Source organism: Sphingomonas sp. 22R3R2A-7, from assembly GCF_036856055.1.
In the GTDB taxonomy this organism is placed as follows: domain Bacteria; phylum Pseudomonadota; class Alphaproteobacteria; order Sphingomonadales; family Sphingomonadaceae; genus Sphingomonas.
The window spans coordinates 3,408,631-3,427,520 of the sequence record NZ_JASPFR010000001.1; the positions used below are offsets into that span (position 1 = coordinate 3,408,631).

At 70.5% G+C, this 18,890-nt stretch carries 12 protein-coding genes, 4 pseudogenes and 2 riboswitches; of the genes and pseudogenes, 12 read left to right on the forward strand and 4 right to left on the reverse strand.

Annotated elements, in window-relative coordinates; all coding sequences use genetic code 11:
* Positions 1-16 precede the first annotated feature (16 nt).
* Complete coding sequence (gene gltX / locus QP165_RS16335) at positions 17-1,462, reverse strand: glutamate--tRNA ligase (protein WP_443019322.1); 1,446 nt, start codon at positions 1,460-1,462, stop codon at positions 17-19.
* A 39-nt stretch (positions 1,463-1,501) separates the two neighbouring features.
* On the opposite strand from gltX, the gene QP165_RS16340 reads away from it, so the two are divergent.
* A complete protein-coding gene (locus QP165_RS16340) occupies positions 1,502-2,218 on the forward strand; it encodes a DUF4131 domain-containing protein (protein ID WP_333996397.1) in 717 nt (238 codons plus the stop codon).
* Positions 2,215-3,711 carry a ComEC/Rec2 family competence protein gene (locus tag QP165_RS16345; protein ID WP_333996398.1) on the forward strand — a complete coding sequence of 499 codons (1,497 nt, stop codon included), beginning with the start codon at positions 2,215-2,217 and terminating at the stop codon, positions 3,709-3,711. Before QP165_RS16340 ends, QP165_RS16345 begins: the two co-directional genes overlap by 4 nt.
* A 333-nt stretch (positions 3,712-4,044) precedes the next feature.
* Here QP165_RS16345 and lexA read toward each other — a convergent pair.
* A pseudogene (lexA, locus tag QP165_RS16350) lies at positions 4,045-4,759 on the reverse strand (transcriptional repressor LexA).
* 67 nt (positions 4,760-4,826) lie between these two features.
* Positions 4,827-6,010 (reverse strand): annotated as a pseudogene (locus QP165_RS16355) (molybdopterin molybdotransferase MoeA).
* Positions 6,011-6,265: 255 nt separating this feature from the next.
* Positions 6,266-6,477, forward strand: a riboswitch (cobalamin riboswitch).
* Between the two features lie 228 nt (positions 6,478-6,705).
* On the opposite strand from QP165_RS16355, the gene QP165_RS16360 reads away from it, so the two are divergent.
* The 7 genes and pseudogenes from QP165_RS16360 (at position 6,706) to cobJ (ending at position 15,769) form a co-directional block, all read left to right on the forward strand.
* Positions 6,706-7,695: a HoxN/HupN/NixA family nickel/cobalt transporter gene (locus tag QP165_RS16360; RefSeq protein ID WP_443019381.1), complete on the forward strand. Its 990-nt coding sequence runs from the start codon at positions 6,706-6,708 to the stop codon at positions 7,693-7,695.
* 105 nt (positions 7,696-7,800) lie between these two features.
* A riboswitch (cobalamin riboswitch) is annotated at positions 7,801-8,016 on the forward strand.
* A gap of 156 nt (positions 8,017-8,172) precedes the next feature.
* On the forward strand, positions 8,173-9,216 hold the full coding sequence (gene cobW / locus QP165_RS16365) for a cobalamin biosynthesis protein CobW (protein ID WP_333997056.1): 1,044 nt from the start codon (positions 8,173-8,175) through the stop codon (positions 9,214-9,216).
* A gap of 5 nt (positions 9,217-9,221) precedes the next feature.
* Positions 9,222-12,505, forward strand: a pseudogene (gene cobN / locus QP165_RS16370) (cobaltochelatase subunit CobN).
* Positions 12,502-13,647: a cobalamin biosynthesis protein CobG gene (locus QP165_RS16375; protein WP_333996400.1), complete on the forward strand. Its 1,146-nt coding sequence runs from the start codon at positions 12,502-12,504 to the stop codon at positions 13,645-13,647. Before cobN ends, QP165_RS16375 begins: the two are co-directional and overlap by 4 nt.
* The gene (locus QP165_RS16380; protein ID WP_333996401.1) at positions 13,648-14,277 is read left to right on the forward strand and encodes a precorrin-8X methylmutase; all 630 of its coding nucleotides are present in this window, start codon (positions 13,648-13,650) and stop codon (positions 14,275-14,277) included.
* Complete coding sequence (cobI, locus tag QP165_RS16385; protein ID WP_333996402.1) at positions 14,274-15,023, forward strand: precorrin-2 C(20)-methyltransferase; 750 nt, start codon at positions 14,274-14,276, stop codon at positions 15,021-15,023. The genes QP165_RS16380 and cobI overlap by 4 nt, the downstream gene beginning before the upstream one ends.
* Positions 15,020-15,769, forward strand: a complete 750-nt coding sequence (gene cobJ / locus QP165_RS16390) for a precorrin-3B C(17)-methyltransferase (RefSeq protein ID WP_333996403.1) — start codon at positions 15,020-15,022, stop codon at positions 15,767-15,769. The genes cobI and cobJ overlap by 4 nt, the downstream gene beginning before the upstream one ends.
* Here the strand turns inward: cobJ and QP165_RS16395 are convergent.
* Positions 15,745-16,494, reverse strand: coding sequence for a cobalt-precorrin-6A reductase (locus QP165_RS16395; protein ID WP_333996404.1), 750 nt, complete (start codon positions 16,492-16,494; stop codon positions 15,745-15,747). The genes cobJ and QP165_RS16395 overlap by 25 nt on opposite strands.
* On the opposite strand from QP165_RS16395, the gene cbiE reads away from it, so the two are divergent.
* The 3 genes and pseudogenes from cbiE to cobM all read left to right on the forward strand — a co-directional run.
* Complete coding sequence (gene cbiE, locus QP165_RS16400; RefSeq protein ID WP_333996405.1) at positions 16,493-17,704, forward strand: precorrin-6y C5,15-methyltransferase (decarboxylating) subunit CbiE; 1,212 nt, start codon at positions 16,493-16,495, stop codon at positions 17,702-17,704. The genes QP165_RS16395 and cbiE overlap by 2 nt on opposite strands.
* Complete coding sequence (locus QP165_RS16405; RefSeq protein WP_333996406.1) at positions 17,686-18,114, forward strand: cobalamin biosynthesis protein; 429 nt, start codon at positions 17,686-17,688, stop codon at positions 18,112-18,114. The genes cbiE and QP165_RS16405 overlap by 19 nt, the downstream gene beginning before the upstream one ends.
* Positions 18,111-18,887, forward strand: a pseudogene (cobM, locus tag QP165_RS16410) (precorrin-4 C(11)-methyltransferase); the annotation flags it as partial. The gene QP165_RS16405 and the pseudogene cobM, both read left to right, overlap by 4 nt.
* Positions 18,888-18,890: the final 3 nt, after the last annotated feature.

Consider the following 18,890-nt stretch of genomic DNA (forward strand, 5'->3'; position numbering starts at 1 on the left):
CTTCCTCGAAATCTTATCAGCTTGCCATCCGGTCGGCGATCCGACCGAGGCTCTCGTCGCGCCCGAGCAGGTCGAGCACGTCGAATATTCCCGGTGACGTCTTGCGTCCCGTCAGCGCGGCGCGGAGTGGTTGCGCGACCTGGCCAAGCTTGAGGCCCCGCGCTTCGGCCACGCGCCGTACCGCGCCTTCGAGGGCCTCCGTATCCCACTGGTCGAGCGCGTCAAGTTCAGCATGGGCGTTCCCCAAAATCGCACTCGCCTCACCTTGCAAAAGGCTCGCCGCGGCGTCGTCCATCGCCAATGGACGCTGGCTGAAGAGGAAATTCGACCCCTCGGCCAGTTCGTTCAGGTTGGCGGCACGCGGCTTCAGGACAGGCATTGCACGCGTGAGCAGGTCCAGTCCGCCGGTCGGCAGGTCATGGCCGAGACGATCCGCCGCAAGCTGCGCGAGCCGTGCGTCGTCGGCCTCGCGGATATAATGACCGTTGAGGTTTTCGAGCTTCTTGAGATCGAAGCGCGACGGTGACTTGCCGACGCCGCCGAGGTCAAACCATTCGACGGCCTGATCGCGGCTGATGATCTCCGCGTCGCCATGTCCCCAGCCGAGCCGGAGCAGGTAATTGTCGAACGCCTCGGGAAGGATGCCCATCTCGTCGCGGTACGCCTCGATCCCGACCGCGCCGTGGCGCTTCGACAGCTTGGCGCCGTCGGACCCGTGGATCAGCGGGATGTGTGCGTAGATCGGATCGGGCCAGCCGCCCTCGATCGCGTCCATCGCGCGGTAGATCGGCAATTGGCGGAACGCGTTGTTAAGGTGATCGTCGCCGCGGATGACGTGCGTCACGCCCATATCATGATCGTCGACCACGACCGCGAGCATGTAGGTCGGCGTCCCGTCGGAGCGGAGCAGGACGAGGTCGTCGATCTCCTCGTTGCGGACGGTGACCGCGCCCTGAACCCGGTCCTCGATCGTGACCGCGCCTTCCTGCGGTGCGCGCAGGCGGACGACATGCGGCAGATCGGGCGCCTCGCTCGCCGGGCGATCGCGCCACGGGCTGCGGATGCGCAGCGGCTTCTTGGCTGCCTGTGCCTCGGCGCGCATCGCCGCGATCTCGTCGTTGGTCATGTAGCAGCGATAGGCGTGCCCCGCCTCGACCATCTGGTGCGCGACCTGCGCGTGACGGTCGGCGCGGGCGAACTGCATGATCGCGTCGCCGTCCCAGTCGAGCCCGAGCCAGCGCATTCCGTCCAGAATGGCGTCAATTGCCGGCTGGGTCGAGCGGACCCGGTCGGTATCCTCGATCCGGAGCAAAAACTTGCCGCCATTCGCCTTTGCGAACAGCCAGTTGAACAGCGCGGTGCGCGCGCCGCCAAGATGCAGGAACCCCGTCGGCGACGGAGCGAAACGGGTAACCACGGGTGCGGCCGAACCGACGGCATCCGTATCAGATATTGCGCCCAACCGCGGGTGCTCCCAGACTGTAGAAACGATGGAGAAACGATGGCCATGACAGCCGTCGCCGCCCCTAGCATGCGTCCGTGGCGGCGACAAATGGGCGTGCCGCAATGGGCGGTGGCGGCAGGCATCGCGGTCGAGCGCTGGCTGGAGGCGGAGCGCGATCAGCTCGCCTTGTGGCTGCCGGTGATGACGGGGGGCGGGGTCGCGTTGTGGTTCGCGCTGCCCGGTCCGGCGGCGTGGCGCGTCGCGTTGCTGATGCTGGCGGCGATATCGCTGGCGGGACTGGCGATCGGGCAGGGCGGGCGCGCGGCGCGGGCGCTGGCGATCGGGGCGCTGGCCGCGGGCCTCGGCCTTGGGCTGACCTGGCTGAGGTCAGACAGCGTCGCGCGTCCCGTGCTTGGCGGCCCGACCTTCGCCACGTTCCGGGCGCGGGTCGAATCGATCGAGCCGCTGGTCGACCGCGACCTCGTCCGTCTGACGCTGCTGCCCGAGGGCGCGGGCGCGGATGGGCAAGGGCGGCCGGTGGCATTGCCCTACCGGATCCGCGTCAACCTCGCCGAGCATGACGTGCCGACGCTGCTCGGGCGAGGTGCGGTCATCGGTCTGCGCGCGCGGCTGATGCCGCCCGCGCTGCCGGCCGTTCCGGGCGCCTATGACTTTGCCCGCGTCGCGTGGTTCGCGGAGATCGGCGCGACGGGCAGGGGATTCGCGCCGGTCCGGGTGATCGTGCCGAGCGGCCGGGGGCGGGGATACGCGTGACGCTGTCGCAGCATATCGAATCGCGACTGACGGGGAGTGCAGGGGGCATCGCCGCGGCGCTGGCGACGGGCGATGTCGGGGCGATCAGCGACGCGGATTCGCAGGCGATGCGCCGCGCCGGGCTAGCACACCTCCTGTCGGTCAGCGGGCTGCACATCACCGCGGCGGTCGCGGCGACGATGCTGGTGGTGATGCGGCTGCTCGCGTTGTTTCCCTGGCTGGCGCGCCACGTCCGGCTGCCGCTGATCGCGGCGATGGCGGGGGCTGCCGCGGCGATCGGCTATACGTTGCTGACGGGCAGCCAGGTGCCGACGATCCGATCCTGCGTCGCCGCGCTGCTCGTGCTCGCGGCGCTGGCGATGGGGCGCGAGGCGATGACGTTGCGGCTGGTCGCGGCGGGGGCGATGTGCGTGATGCTGGTGCGCCCGGACTCCGCCGCGGGGCCGAGCTTCCAGTTGTCGTTCGCCGCGATCACGGCGATCATCGCGCTCCACGAACATCCTGCGATCCGGGAATTCTTCGGTGCGCACGAAGAGCGCCGTCTGGCGCGGGTCGCCCGCGGGCTCGGATCGCTGCTGCTGACCGGGCTGGTCGTCGAGATCGCGCTGATGCCGATCGCCGTCTATCACTTCCACAAGGCGGGCGTTTACGGCGCGTTCGCCAATATCGTCGCGATCCCGCTGACGACGTTCGTGATCATGCCGCTTGAGGCGCTGGCGCTCCTGCTCGACGGGGTCGGCGTTGGCGGGATCGTCTGGCCCCTCGTTCAGCTGCCGCTCGACGCACTGCTCTGGCTGGCACACCGGGTCGCCGCGGCGCCCGGCGCGGTCCGATCGCTGCCCGCGATGCCCGACGCGGCGTTCGCGGCGATGGTGACCGGCGGGCTGTGGATCGCGGTCTGGCGGACGCGCTGGCGGCGGCTGGGTGCGGTCCCGCTTGCGATCGGCGCGATCTGGGCGCTGACGACGCCGCCGCCCGATATCCTGGTGACCGGCGACGGGCGGCACGTCGCAGTGCGGACGGCGGCGGGGCTGGCGCTGCTGCGCGACCGGGCGGGGGCGTATATGCGCGACACGCTGGCGGAAAATGGCGGCGTCGACGGCGAGCCGTTGCTGCTGGCGGATCAGCCCGATGCGCGGTGCAGCCGTGACCTGTGCATGACGGATGTCGTGGCAGGCGGACGGCGCTGGCGCGTGCTGGCGACGCGCAGCATGTATCGCGTGCCGATCGCCGAACTCGTCGCCGCGTGTCGCGCGGCGGATATCGTCGTCAGCGAGCGGGGGCTGCCAAAGACGTGCGAACCGCGGTGGCTGAGGCTTGACCGGTCGACGCTGCAACATACCGACGGTGTCGCGCTGACGTTGCGGACGGGGCGGGTGGCGACGGTCCTCGAACCTGGTGACCGGCATCCCTGGCGTATGCCACCGACGCTCGAACGATCCGCGGGGCGGTTCGGCCACGGGGCCGGGCGCCGGGTCCGGTCCTGGTCGTAAGCGGAGCGCACCGACGTTCGGGATGACAACGCGCTCGTGCTAACTCCTGACGGGATTTTCTGGCTGGTGGACCGTTGGCGGTAATGGCTTTGCTGTATCGTGCGGGCTGGATCAGTTCCGGCTCCCGCATCGAGCCTGGGCCCGCGCTGAACGGTTTGCGTATCCGGGACTAACGGGACGAGGCTCTTGGCTCTGGATCCTGACTTTCGTCAGGATGACGGGGGTAAGCCAGAGCCGGAATAGGAGTGAGGCTTTTTTCCGGTCCTGACAGCTGGCGAAAGGGTGCAGGAAAGCGTCGACCGCTTCGTCGCCTCCCTCCCGCGTACCCCATAGTCAGTCGTAACGCCGCAGGATGCCCGACAGCTTGCCCTGCACACGGACCTGCGCGGGCGCGTAGCGTTGCGGGTCATAGGAGCGGTTGGCGGGATCGAGCCGGACCATCGCGCCTTCGCGGCGGAAATATTTGAGCGTCGCCTCGCTGTCCTCGATCAGTGCGACGACGATCTCGCCGTCGCGGGCGGTCTCGGTGCGGCGGATCAGCGCATAGTCGCCATCGAGAATTCCCGCATCGACCATCAGAATCGCCGGACACCTCGAGCGCATAATGCTCGCCCGAGCCGAGCAAGGCGGCGGGGACGGCCAGCATCGAGCTGCCTTCGAACGCCTCGATCGGCACGCCTGCGGCGATCCGCCCGTGCAGCGGAATCTCGACGACGTCGTTCGCGGCGACCGGGATATGCGCCGGGCGCACGCTGGGCGACGGCTCGGCGTTTGCCGGAGCGGCCGGGGGCGCGGGCTTCGCGGCGGCCGATTTCGTCGCGGGCATGTCCGGACGCTCGGGCATCCGCAGGATCTCGAGCGCGCGCGCGCGGTTCGGCAGGCGGCGGATGAAATTGCGCTCCTCGAGCGCGCTGATCAGGCGGTGGACGCCCGATTTGGATTTCAGGTCGAGCGCGTCCTTCATCTCCTCGAACGAGGGCGAAACGCCCGTCTCTGCGAGGCGATCGTTGATGAAGCAGACAAGCTCGTGCTGCTTGCGCGTGAGCATAGCGGTTCTCCGTCCGGAACAGACGAGGAACTTCTATGGAACACAATGTCCGGCGTCAAGCGATCCGTCAGGCGATGATGAGGATTTCCGCCGAGTCGCCCGCACGCGCGGCCGGCGCGTCGCCGTCGCGGACGATCAGGCAGGTCGACCGCGCGAGCGTGAGGAGCATCGAGCTGTCCTGGATGGTCGAGGCATAGGCGCGCCCGTCGCGCAGTTCGGCGCGCATGTAGTCGGTACGCGACTCGTTCGGCGGCAGATCCTCGCCGAGCAGCGCGTGCGTCGTCTGCGGGAGCGGATCGCGCGCGCCGAGCATATGCGCGACGACCGGGCGGACGAACAGGATCGCGGTGACGAAGGCGGAAACGGGGTTGCCGGGCAGGCCGAGCAACATCGTCCGACCGAGCGTCCCCGCCATCATCGGCTTGCCCGGGCGAAGCGCGATCCGCCAGAAGTCGATGCTGCCGCCCGCCGCTTCGATCGCGGGGCGGACGAGATCATGGTCGCCGACCGACGCGCCACCGGTCGTCACGAGCAGGTCGGCGTCGACGCCTGCAAATGCGTCGCGCAGCGTGTCGAGACGATCGGGCAGGATGCCGAGATCGACGATGTCGACGGGCAGATCGGCGAGCAGCGCCGCCAGCATGATGCCGTTCGATTCGGGCAGGGGGACGGGATCCTCCGTCGAACCGGGGGGACGAGTTCGTCGCCGGTCGCGGCGACCGCGACGCGCAGGCGCCGCCCGACGGGGAGCGCGCCATGCCCGCCGGTCGCGGCGACGGCGATGCGCGCCGGGCTCAGCCGGTCACCCTGGGCGATCAGCCGCGTGCCGGTGGCGAAGTCGAGGCCCTTTCGGCGCGTGTTGCGGCCTTCGTACGCGGGGCCATCGCCGTCGAGCGACAGGCGGTCGCCGTCGCGTGCGGCCTCTTCCTGGACGAGCACGGTGTTCGCGCCGGCGGGCATCGCCGCGCCCGTGAAGATGCGCGTCGCCTCGCCCGCGCCGACGGTACCCGCAAAGGGGCGGCCCGCAGCGCTTTCGCCGATCACGCGCCACGGCCCCGGCATGTCGGCAAAGCGGATCGCATAGCCGTCCATCGCCGAAAGATCGGTTGCGGGCTGGGTCCGGCGCGCGAGGATATCCTCCGCCGCCCAGCGCCCGATCGCGGCGCGCAAGGGAACGCGCTCGGCAGGAACGCGCGCGGCCATCGCGAAAAGGCGGGCCTGGGCTTCGGCAACGGGGACGAGAGGGGGCATGAAGGCTCCGGTGGGCAGGCGTGGGAAAGGATGCGGGGGGATCGATGCGGGGGCTGGAGGCAGATGGGGTAAGCGGCTGGTCGTATGAACCCGCGAACGGGGATAGCGGGCCGCGTTACGGGTGGCGATGGTGCGATAACGTCCCGACCCGCCGAGACGTTGCGGATCGCGGTGCGCGACGGTGCCGCATGCAAATCCTGTCGTCAGCCGCGGCAAAGCGCGCTAACCTGGATTGGCTGATCGGGCGCAACCCGGATCGGTACAGATCGCGTCGGTGCCCCTCGGGGCTTGAATGGGAATGCGGTGCGGGGTTCGCCCCAATGCCGTGGCTGTCCCTGCAACTGTAAGCGGCGAGCGACACGCACGCGCCCCCTCAAAAAGGGCAGCCACTGGGCCATCGGCCTGGGAAGGTGTGCGTCGAGCCTTGACCCGCGAGCCAGGAGACCTGCCGGCGTCTGGTCGCTCTTGTCCCGGTCCAGGGGGTGACCGAGGCACGGCAAGCGCCGTCTGAGCGACGACCATGTGGCTGGGGCCGCATCGGCGACGCGTGCCGGCCGCTCATGGCGTCCGGCCGGCGCACGTCCCGGCCGTTCGCGCGGCAGGCCCCCGCCCGCGTCGGACGCCGGGGGGTAGACATGACGAGCTTGACGATCGAACGACCGGTGCGAGGCTCCGTGCGCAAGCGTGTGGGTGTGATGTTCGCGATGCTGGTCGCCGCGAACATCGCCGCGTGGGGGTGGGCGTTCTCGCTGTTCCACGAACAGCCGCTGATGCTCGGAACCGCATTGCTCGCCTGGGGGCTTGGCCTGCGTCACGCGGTCGATGCCGATCACATCGCGGCGATCGACAATGTGACGCGCAAGCTGATGCAGGAGGGGCAGCGGCCGATCGCGGTCGGATTCTGGTTTGCGATCGGGCATTCGGGGATCGTCCTGATCGCCGCGGTCGCGATCGCGCTGACCGCCAATGCGCTGTCGCAGTTCGAGGCGTTCAAGCAGGTCGGCGGCGTCGTCGCGACGATGATCTCCGCGCTGTTCCTCTTTACGATCGCGGCGATGAACCTGATCATCCTGCGATCGGTGTGGCGGACGTTCGGGCACGTCCGGCGCGGCGGGGCCTATGTCGAGGAGGATCTCGACCTGTTGCTCGGCAATCGCGGGCTGCTCGCGCGGCTGTTCCGGCCGATGTTCCGGCTGGTGACGCAAAGCTGGCACATGGCGCCGCTTGGCTTCCTGTTCGGGCTGGGGTTCGACACCGCGACCGAGGTGGCGATCCTGGGGCTGTCCGCGAGCCAGGCGGCGGACGGTCTGTCGATCGGCACGGTGCTGGTGCTGCCGGTGCTGTTCGCGGTGGGGATGGCGCTGGTCGACACCGCCGACGGCGTGGTGATGCTCGGCGCGTACGAGTGGGCGTTCGTGAAGCCGATCCGCAAGCTGTACTACAACATCACGATCACGCTGATCTCGGCGATCGTCGCGATCGCGATCGGGGGAATCGAGACGCTGGCGCTGATCGGGTCGAAGCTGGGGCTGAGCGGCGGCGTGTGGGACGCTGCTGCCGCGCTGGGGGAAAATTTCAACGGGCTGGGGTTCGCGATCATCGCGCTGTTCGTCGCGTGCTGGGTGCTGAGCTTTGCGATCTATCGGTGGAAGCGGTTCGACGAGATCGACGTGGTGCGGGGGTAAGGTCTTCGCTGATCCTCCCCCGCCAGGGGGAGGATTGTGAGGGCGATGTGCATTGGCAGCCTTTGCGAATTGCTCTAAGTTGGTCCTCGAGGATTGGTTCTACCGATCCTCGTTGATCGCGCCGGTGCCCTTCGGGGCTTGAATGGGAATGCGGTGCGGGGGCTTTGCTCCCAATGCCGCGGCTGTCCCTGCAACTGTAAGCGGTGAGCGAGACGCACGGGCCCTCCAGCGCGGGGGCAGCCACTGGGTCGCGGACCTGGGAAGGCGTGCATCGAGCTTTGACCCGCGAGCCAGGAGACCTGCCAGCGTTATGGTCGCTCTTGCCTTGATCCAGGGGATGGTCGCGGCACGGTAACCCGTCTGAGCGACGAACATGTGCGGCCGCGAGGTCGTGCGTGCGTGTGGCTGCGGACGTGCGTCCGTCCGTGGCCGTCGTTCCGACGCCGTGGAGAGCAAGCATGTCCGATATCCAGCCGAATCCGGCCCCCGAGCCTGGCCAAGGTTCCCGTCACCATCGTCACCGGGTTCCTGGGGGCGGGGAAAACGACGCTGATCAGCCACCTGATCCGCAATGCGGGCGGGCGGCGGCTTGCGGTGGTGGTCAACGAATTCGGCACGCTCGGAATCGATGGCGACATCCTGAAGGGTTGCGCGATCCCCGATTGTCCGGCGGAGAACGTCGTCGAGCTGGCCAATGGCTGCATCTGCTGCACCGTCGCGGATGATTTCATCCCGACCGTCGAGACGCTGCTCGCGCTCGACCCGCGGCCCGACCATATCCTGATCGAGACGTCGGGGCTGGCTTTGCCCAAGCCGCTGCTCAAGGCGTTCGACTGGCCCGCGATCCGGTCGCGGATCACGGTCGACGGCGTGATCGCGCTCGCCGATGCCGAGGCGGTCGCGGCCGGGCGGTTCGCGCCCGATCTCGCCGCACTCGATGCGCAGCGCGCCGCCGATCCGAGCGTCGATCACGAGACGCCGCTGTCCGAGGTTTTCGAGGACCAGCTGGCGTGTGCGGATCTGGTGCTGCTCACCAAGGTCGATCTGGCCGGGCCCGAGGGCGTCGCCAGGGCGCGTGCGGTGATCGCGGCGGAGTCGGCGCGGCCGCTGCCGGTGATCGATCTGACCGACGGGGTGATCGACCCGCGCGTGATCCTGGGGCTCGGCGCGGCGGCGGAGGACGATATCGCCGCACGCCCCTCGCATCACGACGGCGAGGATGATCACGAGCATGACGATTTCGACAGCGTCGTCGTCGAGCTTGGCGAGATCGCCGACCCCGCCGCCCTGACCGCACGGATCGATGCGCTCGCCCGCAGCGCGGATATCCTGCGCGTGAAGGGCTATGCCGCGGTTGCGGGCAAGCCGATGCGATTGCTGGTGCAGGCGGTCGGCGCGCGCGTGCGGACGCAATATGACCGGTTGTGGCGCGCGGACGAGCTGCGGCGCACGCAGCTGGTCGTCATCGCCGAGCATGATCGCATCGACGCGGTGCAGATCAAGGCCGCGCTGGACGCCTGACGACGATGCACGTCGTCTTTCGCGAGACGCATGGGCTGGAGGAAAGCGCGGTCCCGCAGGACCTCGCGCAGACCCCCGCAGACCTTGTCGTCCTGTCGTTTTCTGACAGCGACCTCGGCGCATTCGCGGCGGGGTGGCGGCGCGCGGATGCGGCGGGAAGCCCGTTGCCGTCGGTCCGGCTCGCCAACCTGTCGACGCTCGCGCACCCGCTCTCGGTCGATACCTATGTCGAGCGGACGCTGGCGGGTGCGAAGGGCGTGCTGATCCGGCTGATCGGGGGCCGCGCCTATTGGAGCTATGGCCTGCAACAGGTCGAGGCGCTCGCGCGCGAGAAGGGGATCGCGCTGGCGGTGCTGTCGGCCGATGGGCGGATCGATCCGAGGCTCGATGCCGCATCGACGATCCCGGTATCGACGCTCCGGCAGCTGGCGCTGCTCTGCGATACCGGCGGCACGGTCGCGGCGCAGGCGGCACTCGCGCAGTTCGCGCTTGCGGCGGGGCTGTATGCGGGGCCGGTGCCGGGCGTGCGGACGATCGCCGAGGTCGGTGGGTGGCAGCCGGGCGGGGGCGTGTCGTGCCCCGCGGCGTTCGCGCTGACCGCCGAGCGCCCGCGCGTGCTGCTGATATTCTATCGCTCCTATCTGACGGCGGCGGACCTGCATCCGATCGAGGCGTTGCATGCCGCGCTCACCGGACACGGGTTCGACGTGCTGGGCCTGTTCGCGCCGTCGCTGAAGGCGCCCGACGCGGCCGGGTGGCTCGCGCGCTGGGTCGCGGCGCTGGCACCTGCGGCGATCGTCAACGCGACCGCGTTTTCGGCGCGGGGGTCCGGCGAGGCGACACCGCTCGACGGTGCAGGGGTGCCCGTGTTCCAGATCGCATTGGCGACCTCCGATCGCGCCGCCTGGGCCGGGTCGAGCCGCGGGCTGTCCCCGGCCGATCTCGCGATGCACGTCGTGTTGCCCGAGGTCGACGGGCGACTCTTCGCAGGCGTCGCGAGCTTCAAGGAGGATGGCGCGCGCGACCGCGCGCTCGAATATGCACGTCGCGAGCACCGCGGCGACCCGGCCCGGATCGCTGCAATCGCGGCGCGGGTGACGGCCTGGGTCGGTCTCGCGCGCAAGCCGGCGGCCGGGCGCCGGGTCGCGATCCTGCTGTCGACCTATCCGGGCAAGGCGTACCAGATGGCGCATGCGGTCGGCCTCGATGCGCTGGCATCGACGGACGCGATCCTCGAGGATCTGGCGGCGGCGGGGTATGCGCTCGGCGAGGGACCGCGCGAAAAGCCCGAGTCCGCGTTGGCGACGCAGCGGATGACGTGGCCGCTCGCGGCGTATCAGGCGGCGCTCGCGCGGCTGCCGCGCGAAGTGCGCGATGATCTCGAGCGGAGCTGGGGGGCGCCCGACAGCGATCCCGCGTGCGTGGGCGGCGCGTTCGAGTTCGCCGCGGTCGAGCATGGCGGCGTTCTGGTCGCGCTGCAGCCCGAGCGGGGACGGCGCGACGTGCGGAGCGGGGAGTATCACGACCTGTCGCGGTGTCCGCGCCACGCCTATGCCGCCTTCTACCTCTGGCTGCAGGCGCGGGGGACCGACGCGCTCGTACATGTCGGCGCGCACGGGACGCTCGAATGGCTGCCGGGAAAGTCGGTGGCGCTGTCGGACGCGTGCTGGCCCGAGGTTCTGGTGGGGGCCATGCCGGTAATCTATCCGTTCATCGTCAACGACCCGGGCGAAGCCGCGCAGGCCAAGCGGCGGATCGGCGCGGTCACGCTCGGCCATGTTCCCCCGCCGCTCGAGCGCACGCGCAGCGGCGCAGGGCTCGGCCGGCTCGAGGCGTTGCTCGACGAATTCTCGAATGCGGACGGGCTCGATCCGGCGCGACGCGACCGGCTGCAACGCGACATCCGCGACGAGGCGAGCGCGACCGGGCTTGCCGCGACGCTGAACCTCGACACCGCGCAATCGTCCGCGGACGCGATCACGCGGATAGATGCGTTCGTGTGCGACGTGAAGGAGTGCCAGTTCGGCGACGGGCTGCACGTCTATGGTCGCGGCGAGCAGGGCGAGGCGGAACGCACCGGGCTGCTGACGGCGCTGCGGGGCGCGCGCGTCGCGGGAGGGCCGTCGGGTTCGCCGTGGCGTGGACGCGCGGACGTGCTGCCGACGGGGCGGAACCTGTACACCACCGATCCGCGCGCGGTGCCGTCGCGGACCGCGCATGCGCAGGGCGTGACGCTCGCCGACGAGCTGATCCGGCGGCATCTGCAGGATCATGGCGACTATCCGCGTACGATCGTGGTCGATCTGTGGGCGTCGGCGACGATGCGCACGGCGGGCGAGGAATTCGCGATGGCGCTCCACCTGCTCGGCGCGGAACCGGTGTGGGACCTGCAGTCCGACCGCGTCACGGGGATCGAGATCCTTCCGCTTGCACAGTTCGACCGGCCACGCATCGACGTCACGCTGCGCGTGTCGGGGTTGTTCCGCGATGCATTCCCGACGCTGTGCGCGATGTTCGGACAAGCCGTCCGCGCGCTTGGGCGACGTGACGAGCCGGCGGCGTGGAATCCCTTCGTCGGACAGGCGGCGACCGCGCGCGTCTATGGCCCGGGGCCGGGTCGCTACGGGCTGGCGATGGGGGACGCGGCAGAGACCTATACCGCCGACGCCCGCCTAGCCGCGGGTGAGGCATGGCTTGCGGCCTCGAGCCATGCGCTTGACGGCGAAGCGGGGGATGACGGGCGCGACGTCTCCGATCCGCGCGGTATCCGCGACCGCGTTGCCGCTGCCGACGCGTTCGTCCATGTGCAGGACCTGCCCGAGACCGACCTGCTGCTCGCCGCGGATTATGCGGCGCACGAGGCCGGATTCGCGGCGGCGCAGTCGGTCGCGGGTGGCAGCGCCGCGCTGTACCACCTCGATGCGCGCGACCCGGATCGACCGCGCGCACGCCCCTTGCGCGAAGAGATTGCGCGCGTCGTCCATGCGCGCGCGGCGAACCCCGCCTGGGTCGACGGGATGCTGCGCCACGGGTTTCGCGGGGGGCGGAGATCGCCGCGACGCTCGATCACCTCGGCGCGTTCGCGCACCTCGCCGACGCGGTCTCGGTGGAGCTGATCGACCTGTATTTCGATGCGACGCTGGCACGCGAAACGGTCGTGGAATTCCTCGAAGCCGCAAATCCCGCGGCACTGGCGGCGATGCGCGCGCGCTTTGCCGCGCTGCACGCCGCCAATCTGTGGCCGACGCGGCGCAACTCCATTCTCGCGCAACTCGGCATGCCCGCTTGAGCGCGTTCGTCGTCAAGGGCTGGTGCCCCGATGCGTGGCGGCCGATGATGGCGGGCGATGGCTTGCTCGTGCGCGTCCGGCCACGGCTCGGGCGGGTGCCGCGCGCGGCGCTCCTTGGCCTGTGCCGGGCAGCGCTGCGACATGGCAATGGCGAGATCGACGTGACCAGTCGGGCCGGGCTGCAGATCCGCGGCGTCCGCGAGGATAGCTGGCGCGCGCTCATCGACGCGCTGCTCGAGCTCGGGCTGATCGATCCCCACCCCGGCGTTGACGCGCGCGCGGCGCTTCTCGTCGCGCCCGATCACGTGCCGGGCGACGATACGCACCGCCTTGCGGGAGCCATGTATGCGCGGATCGCCGAGCTCCCCGAGCTGCCGGGCAAGGTCGGCTTCGCGATCGATGCCGGGACCGCGCCGGTGCTGCAGGATGCACCGGCGGACTTCCGGATAGAACGGGGGGCGTCGGCCGGGTTGATCCTGCGTGCGGAGGGGCGGCACCGCGGCACGCCGCTCGGGCAGGGGCGTGAGATCGATACGCTGGTCGCGCTCGCACGCTGGTTCGTCGAGACCGGCGGCGCGGACAGCGGCCGGATGGAACGGCATGCCGCGGCGCTGCCGACATGGGCGCGCGAGCAGGAGTCGCCCGCGATGCCCGCGCCCCGTATCCGGCCGGGCGTCCATCCGCTCGGGCTGGCGGTTGCGCTGCCGTTCGGGCGGATCGCCGCGGCGGCGTTCATGCGGTGGCTGGAGGCCGAACCGGCAATCGGTGCGGTACGCGTGACGCCCTGGCGCATGCTGCTCTGCGAAGCCGCGGGGGCGATCCGGCTCCCGGCCGACAGCGACGCGCTGATCGTCGACCCGATCGCCCCCGTGCTGCGCGCCGATGCCTGTGTCGGCGCACCCGCCTGTCCGCAGGCGAATGCGGCCACGCGCGCGCTGGCGCGACAATTGGCGCCGCATGTCGGTGGCCGGCTCCATGTCTCGGGCTGTGCGAAAGGATGCGCGCGCGCGGCGCCGGCCGATGTCGTGCTGACGGCGCGCGACGGCGTGTTCGACCTCGCCTTCGACGCGCGCGCCGGCGCGCCGCCCGTGCATGCCGGTCTCGACGCCGCGCAGATCCTCGCCCATTTCGGAGCCGCCTGAATGCCCTACGCCTATGAAACCGATGGCGCGGCGATCTATCGCCAGTCGTTCGCGATGATCCGCGCCGAGGCCGATCTCGCGCGGTTCGCGCCCGGCGACGAGCCCGTCGCGGTGCGGATGATCCACGCCGCCGGGCTGGTCGAACTCGCTGCGCATATCCGCTTTTCACCCGGTTTCGGCCACGCCGCGCGCACCGCGTTGCGGGCCGGGGCGCCGATCCTGTGCGATGCGCGGATGGTCAGCGAAGGGATCACGCGCGCGCGGTTGCCCGCGGAGAATGCGGTGATCTGCACGTTGCACCAGCCCGAGACGATCGTGCTCGCGACCGCGATGGCGACGACCCGGTCGGCGGCCGCGCTGGAGGCCTGGCGGCCGCATCTGGCGGGCGCGATCGTTGCGATCGGCAATGCGCCGACCGCGCTGTTCCATCTGCTCACGATGCTCAAGGATCCCGCGTGTCCCCGGCCGGCGGCGATCATCGGATGTCCCGTCGGGTTCGTCGGCGCCGTTGAATCGAAGGACGCGCTGTGGACGGCGCAACCCGTGCCCTGCGTGATCGTCGAGGGCCGGCTGGGCGGCAGCGCGATCACCGTCGCCGCGGTCAACGCGCTGGCGAGCGCGGCGGAATGATCACCGTACAGCCTTCTGCGGTGCGATGCGGCACGATCCACGGCGTCGGCCTCGGGCCGGGGGCGTGCGACCTGATGAGCGTGCGCGCCGACCGCCTCGTCCGCGGCGCGCGCCACATCGCCTATTTTCGCAAGGCCGGCCGCAGCGGTCATGCGCGCAGGATCGTCGACGGCATGCTGCGCGACGACGTCACCGAATTCGCGATGGAATATCCCGTCACCACCGAAATCGCAGTCGCCGACCCGCGCTACAACGACTGCCTCTCGGCCTTCTATGCGGGCTGCATCGACCATCTGGCGGGCCTGGTGCGCGGCGGCGAGGATGTCGTTGTCCTCTGCGAGGGCGACCCGTTCTTCTATGGATCGTTCATGCACCTCTATACGCGGTTGCAGACGATCGCCCCGGTGTGCGTCGTGCCGGGGATCACGGGGATGTCGGGCGCATGGACCGCGAGCGGGGCGCCGATCACCTGGGGCGACGACGTCCTCACCGTGCTGATGGCGACGCTGCCCGAGGAGGATCTCGTCCGGCGGATCCGCGACACCGACGCGCTGGTGGTGATGAAGATCGGCCGTCATCTGGGCAAGCTCCGCCGCGCGGTGGCAGCTGCGGGGCGCGAGGACGAGGCATGGCTGGTCGAGCACGCGGCGATGCAGGACCAGCGGGTCACGCCGCTGGGCGAGGCGGACGCGGTGACGCCCTATTTCTCGATCCTGCTGATTCACGGACAGGGGCGGCGGCCATGACCGGGTGGCTGACGATCGCGGGGCTGGGGCCGGGCGATCCGGACCTCGTCACGCCCGAGGTGACCGCGGCGCTGGCGCAGGCGACCGACGTGATCGGCTATGTCCCCTATGTCGCGCGGGTCGCGGCGCGAGACGGTCTGACGCTGCATCCCAGCGACAACCGCGTCGAGCTCGACCGGGCGGCGCACGCGCTGCGGCTGGCGGACGAGGGGCGGCGCGTCGTCGTCGTGTCGTCGGGCGATCCGGGCGTGTTCGCGATGGCGGCGGCGGTGTTCGAGACGCTGGAGGCGGGGCCGGCGGCATGGCGCACGCTCGATATCCGCGTGCTCCCCGGCATCACCGCGATGCTCGCGGCAAGCGCGCGGGTGGGCGCACCGCTCGGGCATGACTTCTGCGTGATCAACCTCTCGGACAATCTGAAGCCATGGGAGACGATCGAACGCCGGATACGTCTCGCCGCGGAGGCGGACTTTGCCATCGCGTTCTACAACCCGCGGTCGAAGGCGCGGCCTGACACGCTCGACGATGCGTTCGCGGTCCTTCGGGCGACCTGCCGCGACGCGCGTCCGGTGCTGTTCGCGCGCGCGGTCTCGACGCCTGACGAGGTGCTGGACATCGTGCCGCTGCCCGATGCGCGCGGCGCGATGGCGGACATGCGGACGATGGTGATCGTCGGGTCAAGCCAGACGCGCATCATCGCGCGGCCCGTGGGGCCGATCCTCTATACCCCGCGGTCGGCGTCGTGATCGAGCCAGCGCAGGACGTCCTCAACGCCGTGCACCGCGCGTCGGGCGGGCAGCGGGGGGCGATCGATCATGACGACCGGGATGCCGCGCCCGCGCGCGGCGTGGAGTTTGGCGACCGCGCCCGGCCCGCCGGCATTCTTGCACACCACGAGGTCGATGCCTTGCGCGTCCATCAGCGCGCGGTCGCCCGCTACGTCGAATGGTCCACGATCGACGACGAGGCAATGATCCGGCAGCGCGGGGGCGCGCTCCGGCTGGTCGACGAAGCGCAACAGATACTGGTGCTGCGGCTGCGCCGAAAACGCGTCGACATGCATCCGCCCGAGCGCCAGCATCACGCGTCGCGGCGGTCCGGCGAGCGCGGCGACGGCGGCATCGAGATCCGGCACGCGCGTCCAGCGATCGCCCGCGGCGGGTGCCCAGGCGGGGCGGGTCAGCGCGATCAGCGGCACGCGGGCCCGCGCCGCGGCGGTGACGGCATTGCCGCTCATCCGTGCAGCAAAGGGGTGCGTGGCATCGACGATGTGCGTGACGCGGTGATCGCGCAGGTACGTCGCAAGGCCATCGACGCCGCCAAACCCGCCGATGCGGACCGGGATCGGCTGCGCCCGTGGCGAGGCCGTGCGTCCGGCAAAGCTCAGCACCGCACGATCGCCGCGCATCGCCAGTCGTGCGGCGAGCGCGCTGGCCTCGGTCGTGCCGCCCAGGATCAGGATATTCGGCATGGCTGACACTCCCTGGCTGACGATCGTCGGGATCGGCGAAGACGGCGCCGCGGGGCTGTCCGACGCTGCGAAGGCGGCGATCGCGGCCGCCGACATCGTGACCGGCGCCGCACGCCACCTCGCGCTGATGCCCGACCTTGTCGGCGAAGGAAAGGCGGAGCGCCGACCATGGCCGGTCCCGTTCGAGTCCGGCATCGACGCGCTGCTCGCCGAGCGCGGACGTGCGGTGGTCCTGTTCGCGTCGGGCGATCCGTTCTGGTACGGTGCAGGGACGTCGGTGACGCGGCATCTGTCGCCTGACGAATGGGTGGCGCATCCCGCGCTCTCGACCTTCACGCTCGTCGCGGCGCGGCTCGGCTGGGGCATCGAGACGACGACCTGCCTGGGTCTCCACGCCGCACCGCTGACGAGGCTGCGACGTCATGTCGTGCCCGATGCACGCGCGATCGTGCTCGTACGGAATGGCGCGGCGGTGCGGGCGCTGGCGGAGTATCTGTCCGATCTGGGGTTCGGCGCGTCGCGGATGCACGTCCTCGAGGCGATCGGGGGCGCGCGCGAACGGCATCGCGAAACGACGGCCGCCACGTTCGGGCTCGACGACGTCGCGCATCCGGTCGCGGTCGGTATCGTCTTTGCCGGGGCGGGGGCGGTGATGCCGCGCGCGTCCGGGATCGAGGACAGCTGGTTCGCGCATGACGGCCAGATCACCAAGCGCCCGGTTCGCGCGCTGACGCTGTCCGCGCTCGCGCCCCGGCCGGGCGAGCGGCTGTGGGATATCGGCGCGGGGTCGGGATCGGTCGGGATCGAGTGGCTGCTCGCCGATCCGTCGATGCAGGCGCTGGCGTTCGAGGCCGATCCGGTGCGCGCCGCGCGTGCGCGTGCGAACGCAGCAACGCTCGGCGTCGAGCGGCTCGAGGTGATCGAGGGGCGGGCGCCGGAAGTGCTCGCAGGCCATGCCCCGCCGGATGCGGTGTTCGTCGGGGGTGGTCTTTCGCATGCGTTGCTCACCGCTTTGTGGACGACGCTTGCCGCTGGTACGCGGCTGGTCGCCAACGCGGTGACGCTCGAATCGGAGGCGCTGCTCGGCGAATGGCATGCGGTGCACGGCGGGACGTTGCTGCGGATCGAGCTGGCCGAGGCGGTTCCGCTCGGCACGCGGCGCGGCTGGCAGGCGCGCTATCCGGTGGTGCAATGGAGCGTCGTCCTGTGATCGTCGCGGGGTTCGGCTTTCGTGCCGCAGCGGGGCTCGACGCGCTGCGTGCGGCGCTGGCGACTGCGCAGCACGGATGCCCACCGGTCGAGATCCTCGCGGTACCGCAGGACAAGATCGCGCTCGTGCAGGCCCTTGCCGACCTTCTCGCGGCCGACTGTGTTGAGGCGCGAGCACGCGGATGCCCGCTGACCGTCATTGGCGTGTCGCCCGCCGCGTTGCAGGCGGTGCAGACACCGACGCGGTCGATCGCCAGCATCCGCCACCGCGCGACGGGCAGCGTCGCCGAGGCGGCGGCCCTCGCCGCGGCAGGGCCGGACGCGGTGTTGCTGACCAGCCGCCACATCTCTCCCGACCGGATGGCGACGTGCGCCATCGCGCGGGGTACTTGCCGAGGATTCCACGCATGACGGTTCATTTCATCGGCGCCGGACCCGGCGCGCCCGACCTGCTGACGCTGCGCGGCCGCGATCGGATCGCCGCGTCGCGCGTGTGCCTGTATGCAGGCTCGCTGATCCCGGCGGCGATGCTCGACCATTGCCCGCCGGGCGCGCGGGTGATCAATAGTGCGTCGCTGTCGCTCGACCAGATCATCGACGAGATCCGTGTCGCGCACGACGCCGGGCACGATGTCGCGCGATTGCATTCGGGCGATGTGTCGATCTGGTCGGCAATGGGCGAGCAGTTGCGCAGGCTGCGCGCGCTGGGCATCCCCGTGACGATCACCCCGGGCGTCCCCGCCTTCGCGGCCGCCGCCGCCGCGCTCGAGGTCGAGCTGACGCTCCCCGAACTCGCGCAGTCGGTGGTGCTGACGCGGACGCCGGGCCGCGCGAGCACGATGCCGCCCGCGGAGACGCTCGCGGCATTCGCCGCGACGCGGGCGACGCTCGCGGTTCACCTGTCGGCCCATAACCTGGCAAAGGTCGTCGCCGACCTGACCCCGGCCTATGGCGCGGATTGCCCGGTCGCGGTCGTCTGGCGCGCGAGCTGGCCCGACCAGCACATCATCCGCGCTACGCTGGCGACGATCCAGGGCGCGGTCGCGGGACAGTCGGAGCGGACCGCGCTGATCCTCGTCGGGCGCGTGCTCGACCCCACGGATTTCGCCGAGAGCAGCCTGTACGCGGTCGATTATGACCGCCGCTTCCGCCCGCAATCGGCGGATCTCGCGGTTTGCGGAGCACGA

Bases quoted from the DNA above. Each gene is read 5' to 3' on its own strand.
- QP165_RS16340 (WP_333996397.1), top strand. From the start codon at position 1,502: ATGGCCATGACAGCCGTCGCCGCCCCTAGCATGCGTCCGTGGCGGCGA.
- QP165_RS16360 (WP_443019381.1), top strand. From the start codon at position 6,706: ATGTTCGCGATGCTGGTCGCCGCGAACATCGCCGCGTGGGGGTGGGCG.
- QP165_RS16380 (WP_333996401.1), top strand. From the start codon at position 13,648: ATGCCCTACGCCTATGAAACCGATGGCGCGGCGATCTATCGCCAGTCG.
- cobI (WP_333996402.1), top strand. From the start codon at position 14,274: ATGATCACCGTACAGCCTTCTGCGGTGCGATGCGGCACGATCCACGGC.
- cobJ (WP_333996403.1), top strand. From the start codon at position 15,020: ATGACCGGGTGGCTGACGATCGCGGGGCTGGGGCCGGGCGATCCGGAC.
- cbiE (WP_333996405.1), top strand. From the start codon at position 16,493: ATGGCTGACACTCCCTGGCTGACGATCGTCGGGATCGGCGAAGACGGC.
- QP165_RS16395 (WP_333996404.1), bottom strand. From the start codon at position 16,494: ATGCCGAATATCCTGATCCTGGGCGGCACGACCGAGGCCAGCGCGCTC.
- QP165_RS16405 (WP_333996406.1), top strand. From the start codon at position 17,686: ATGGAGCGTCGTCCTGTGATCGTCGCGGGGTTCGGCTTTCGTGCCGCA.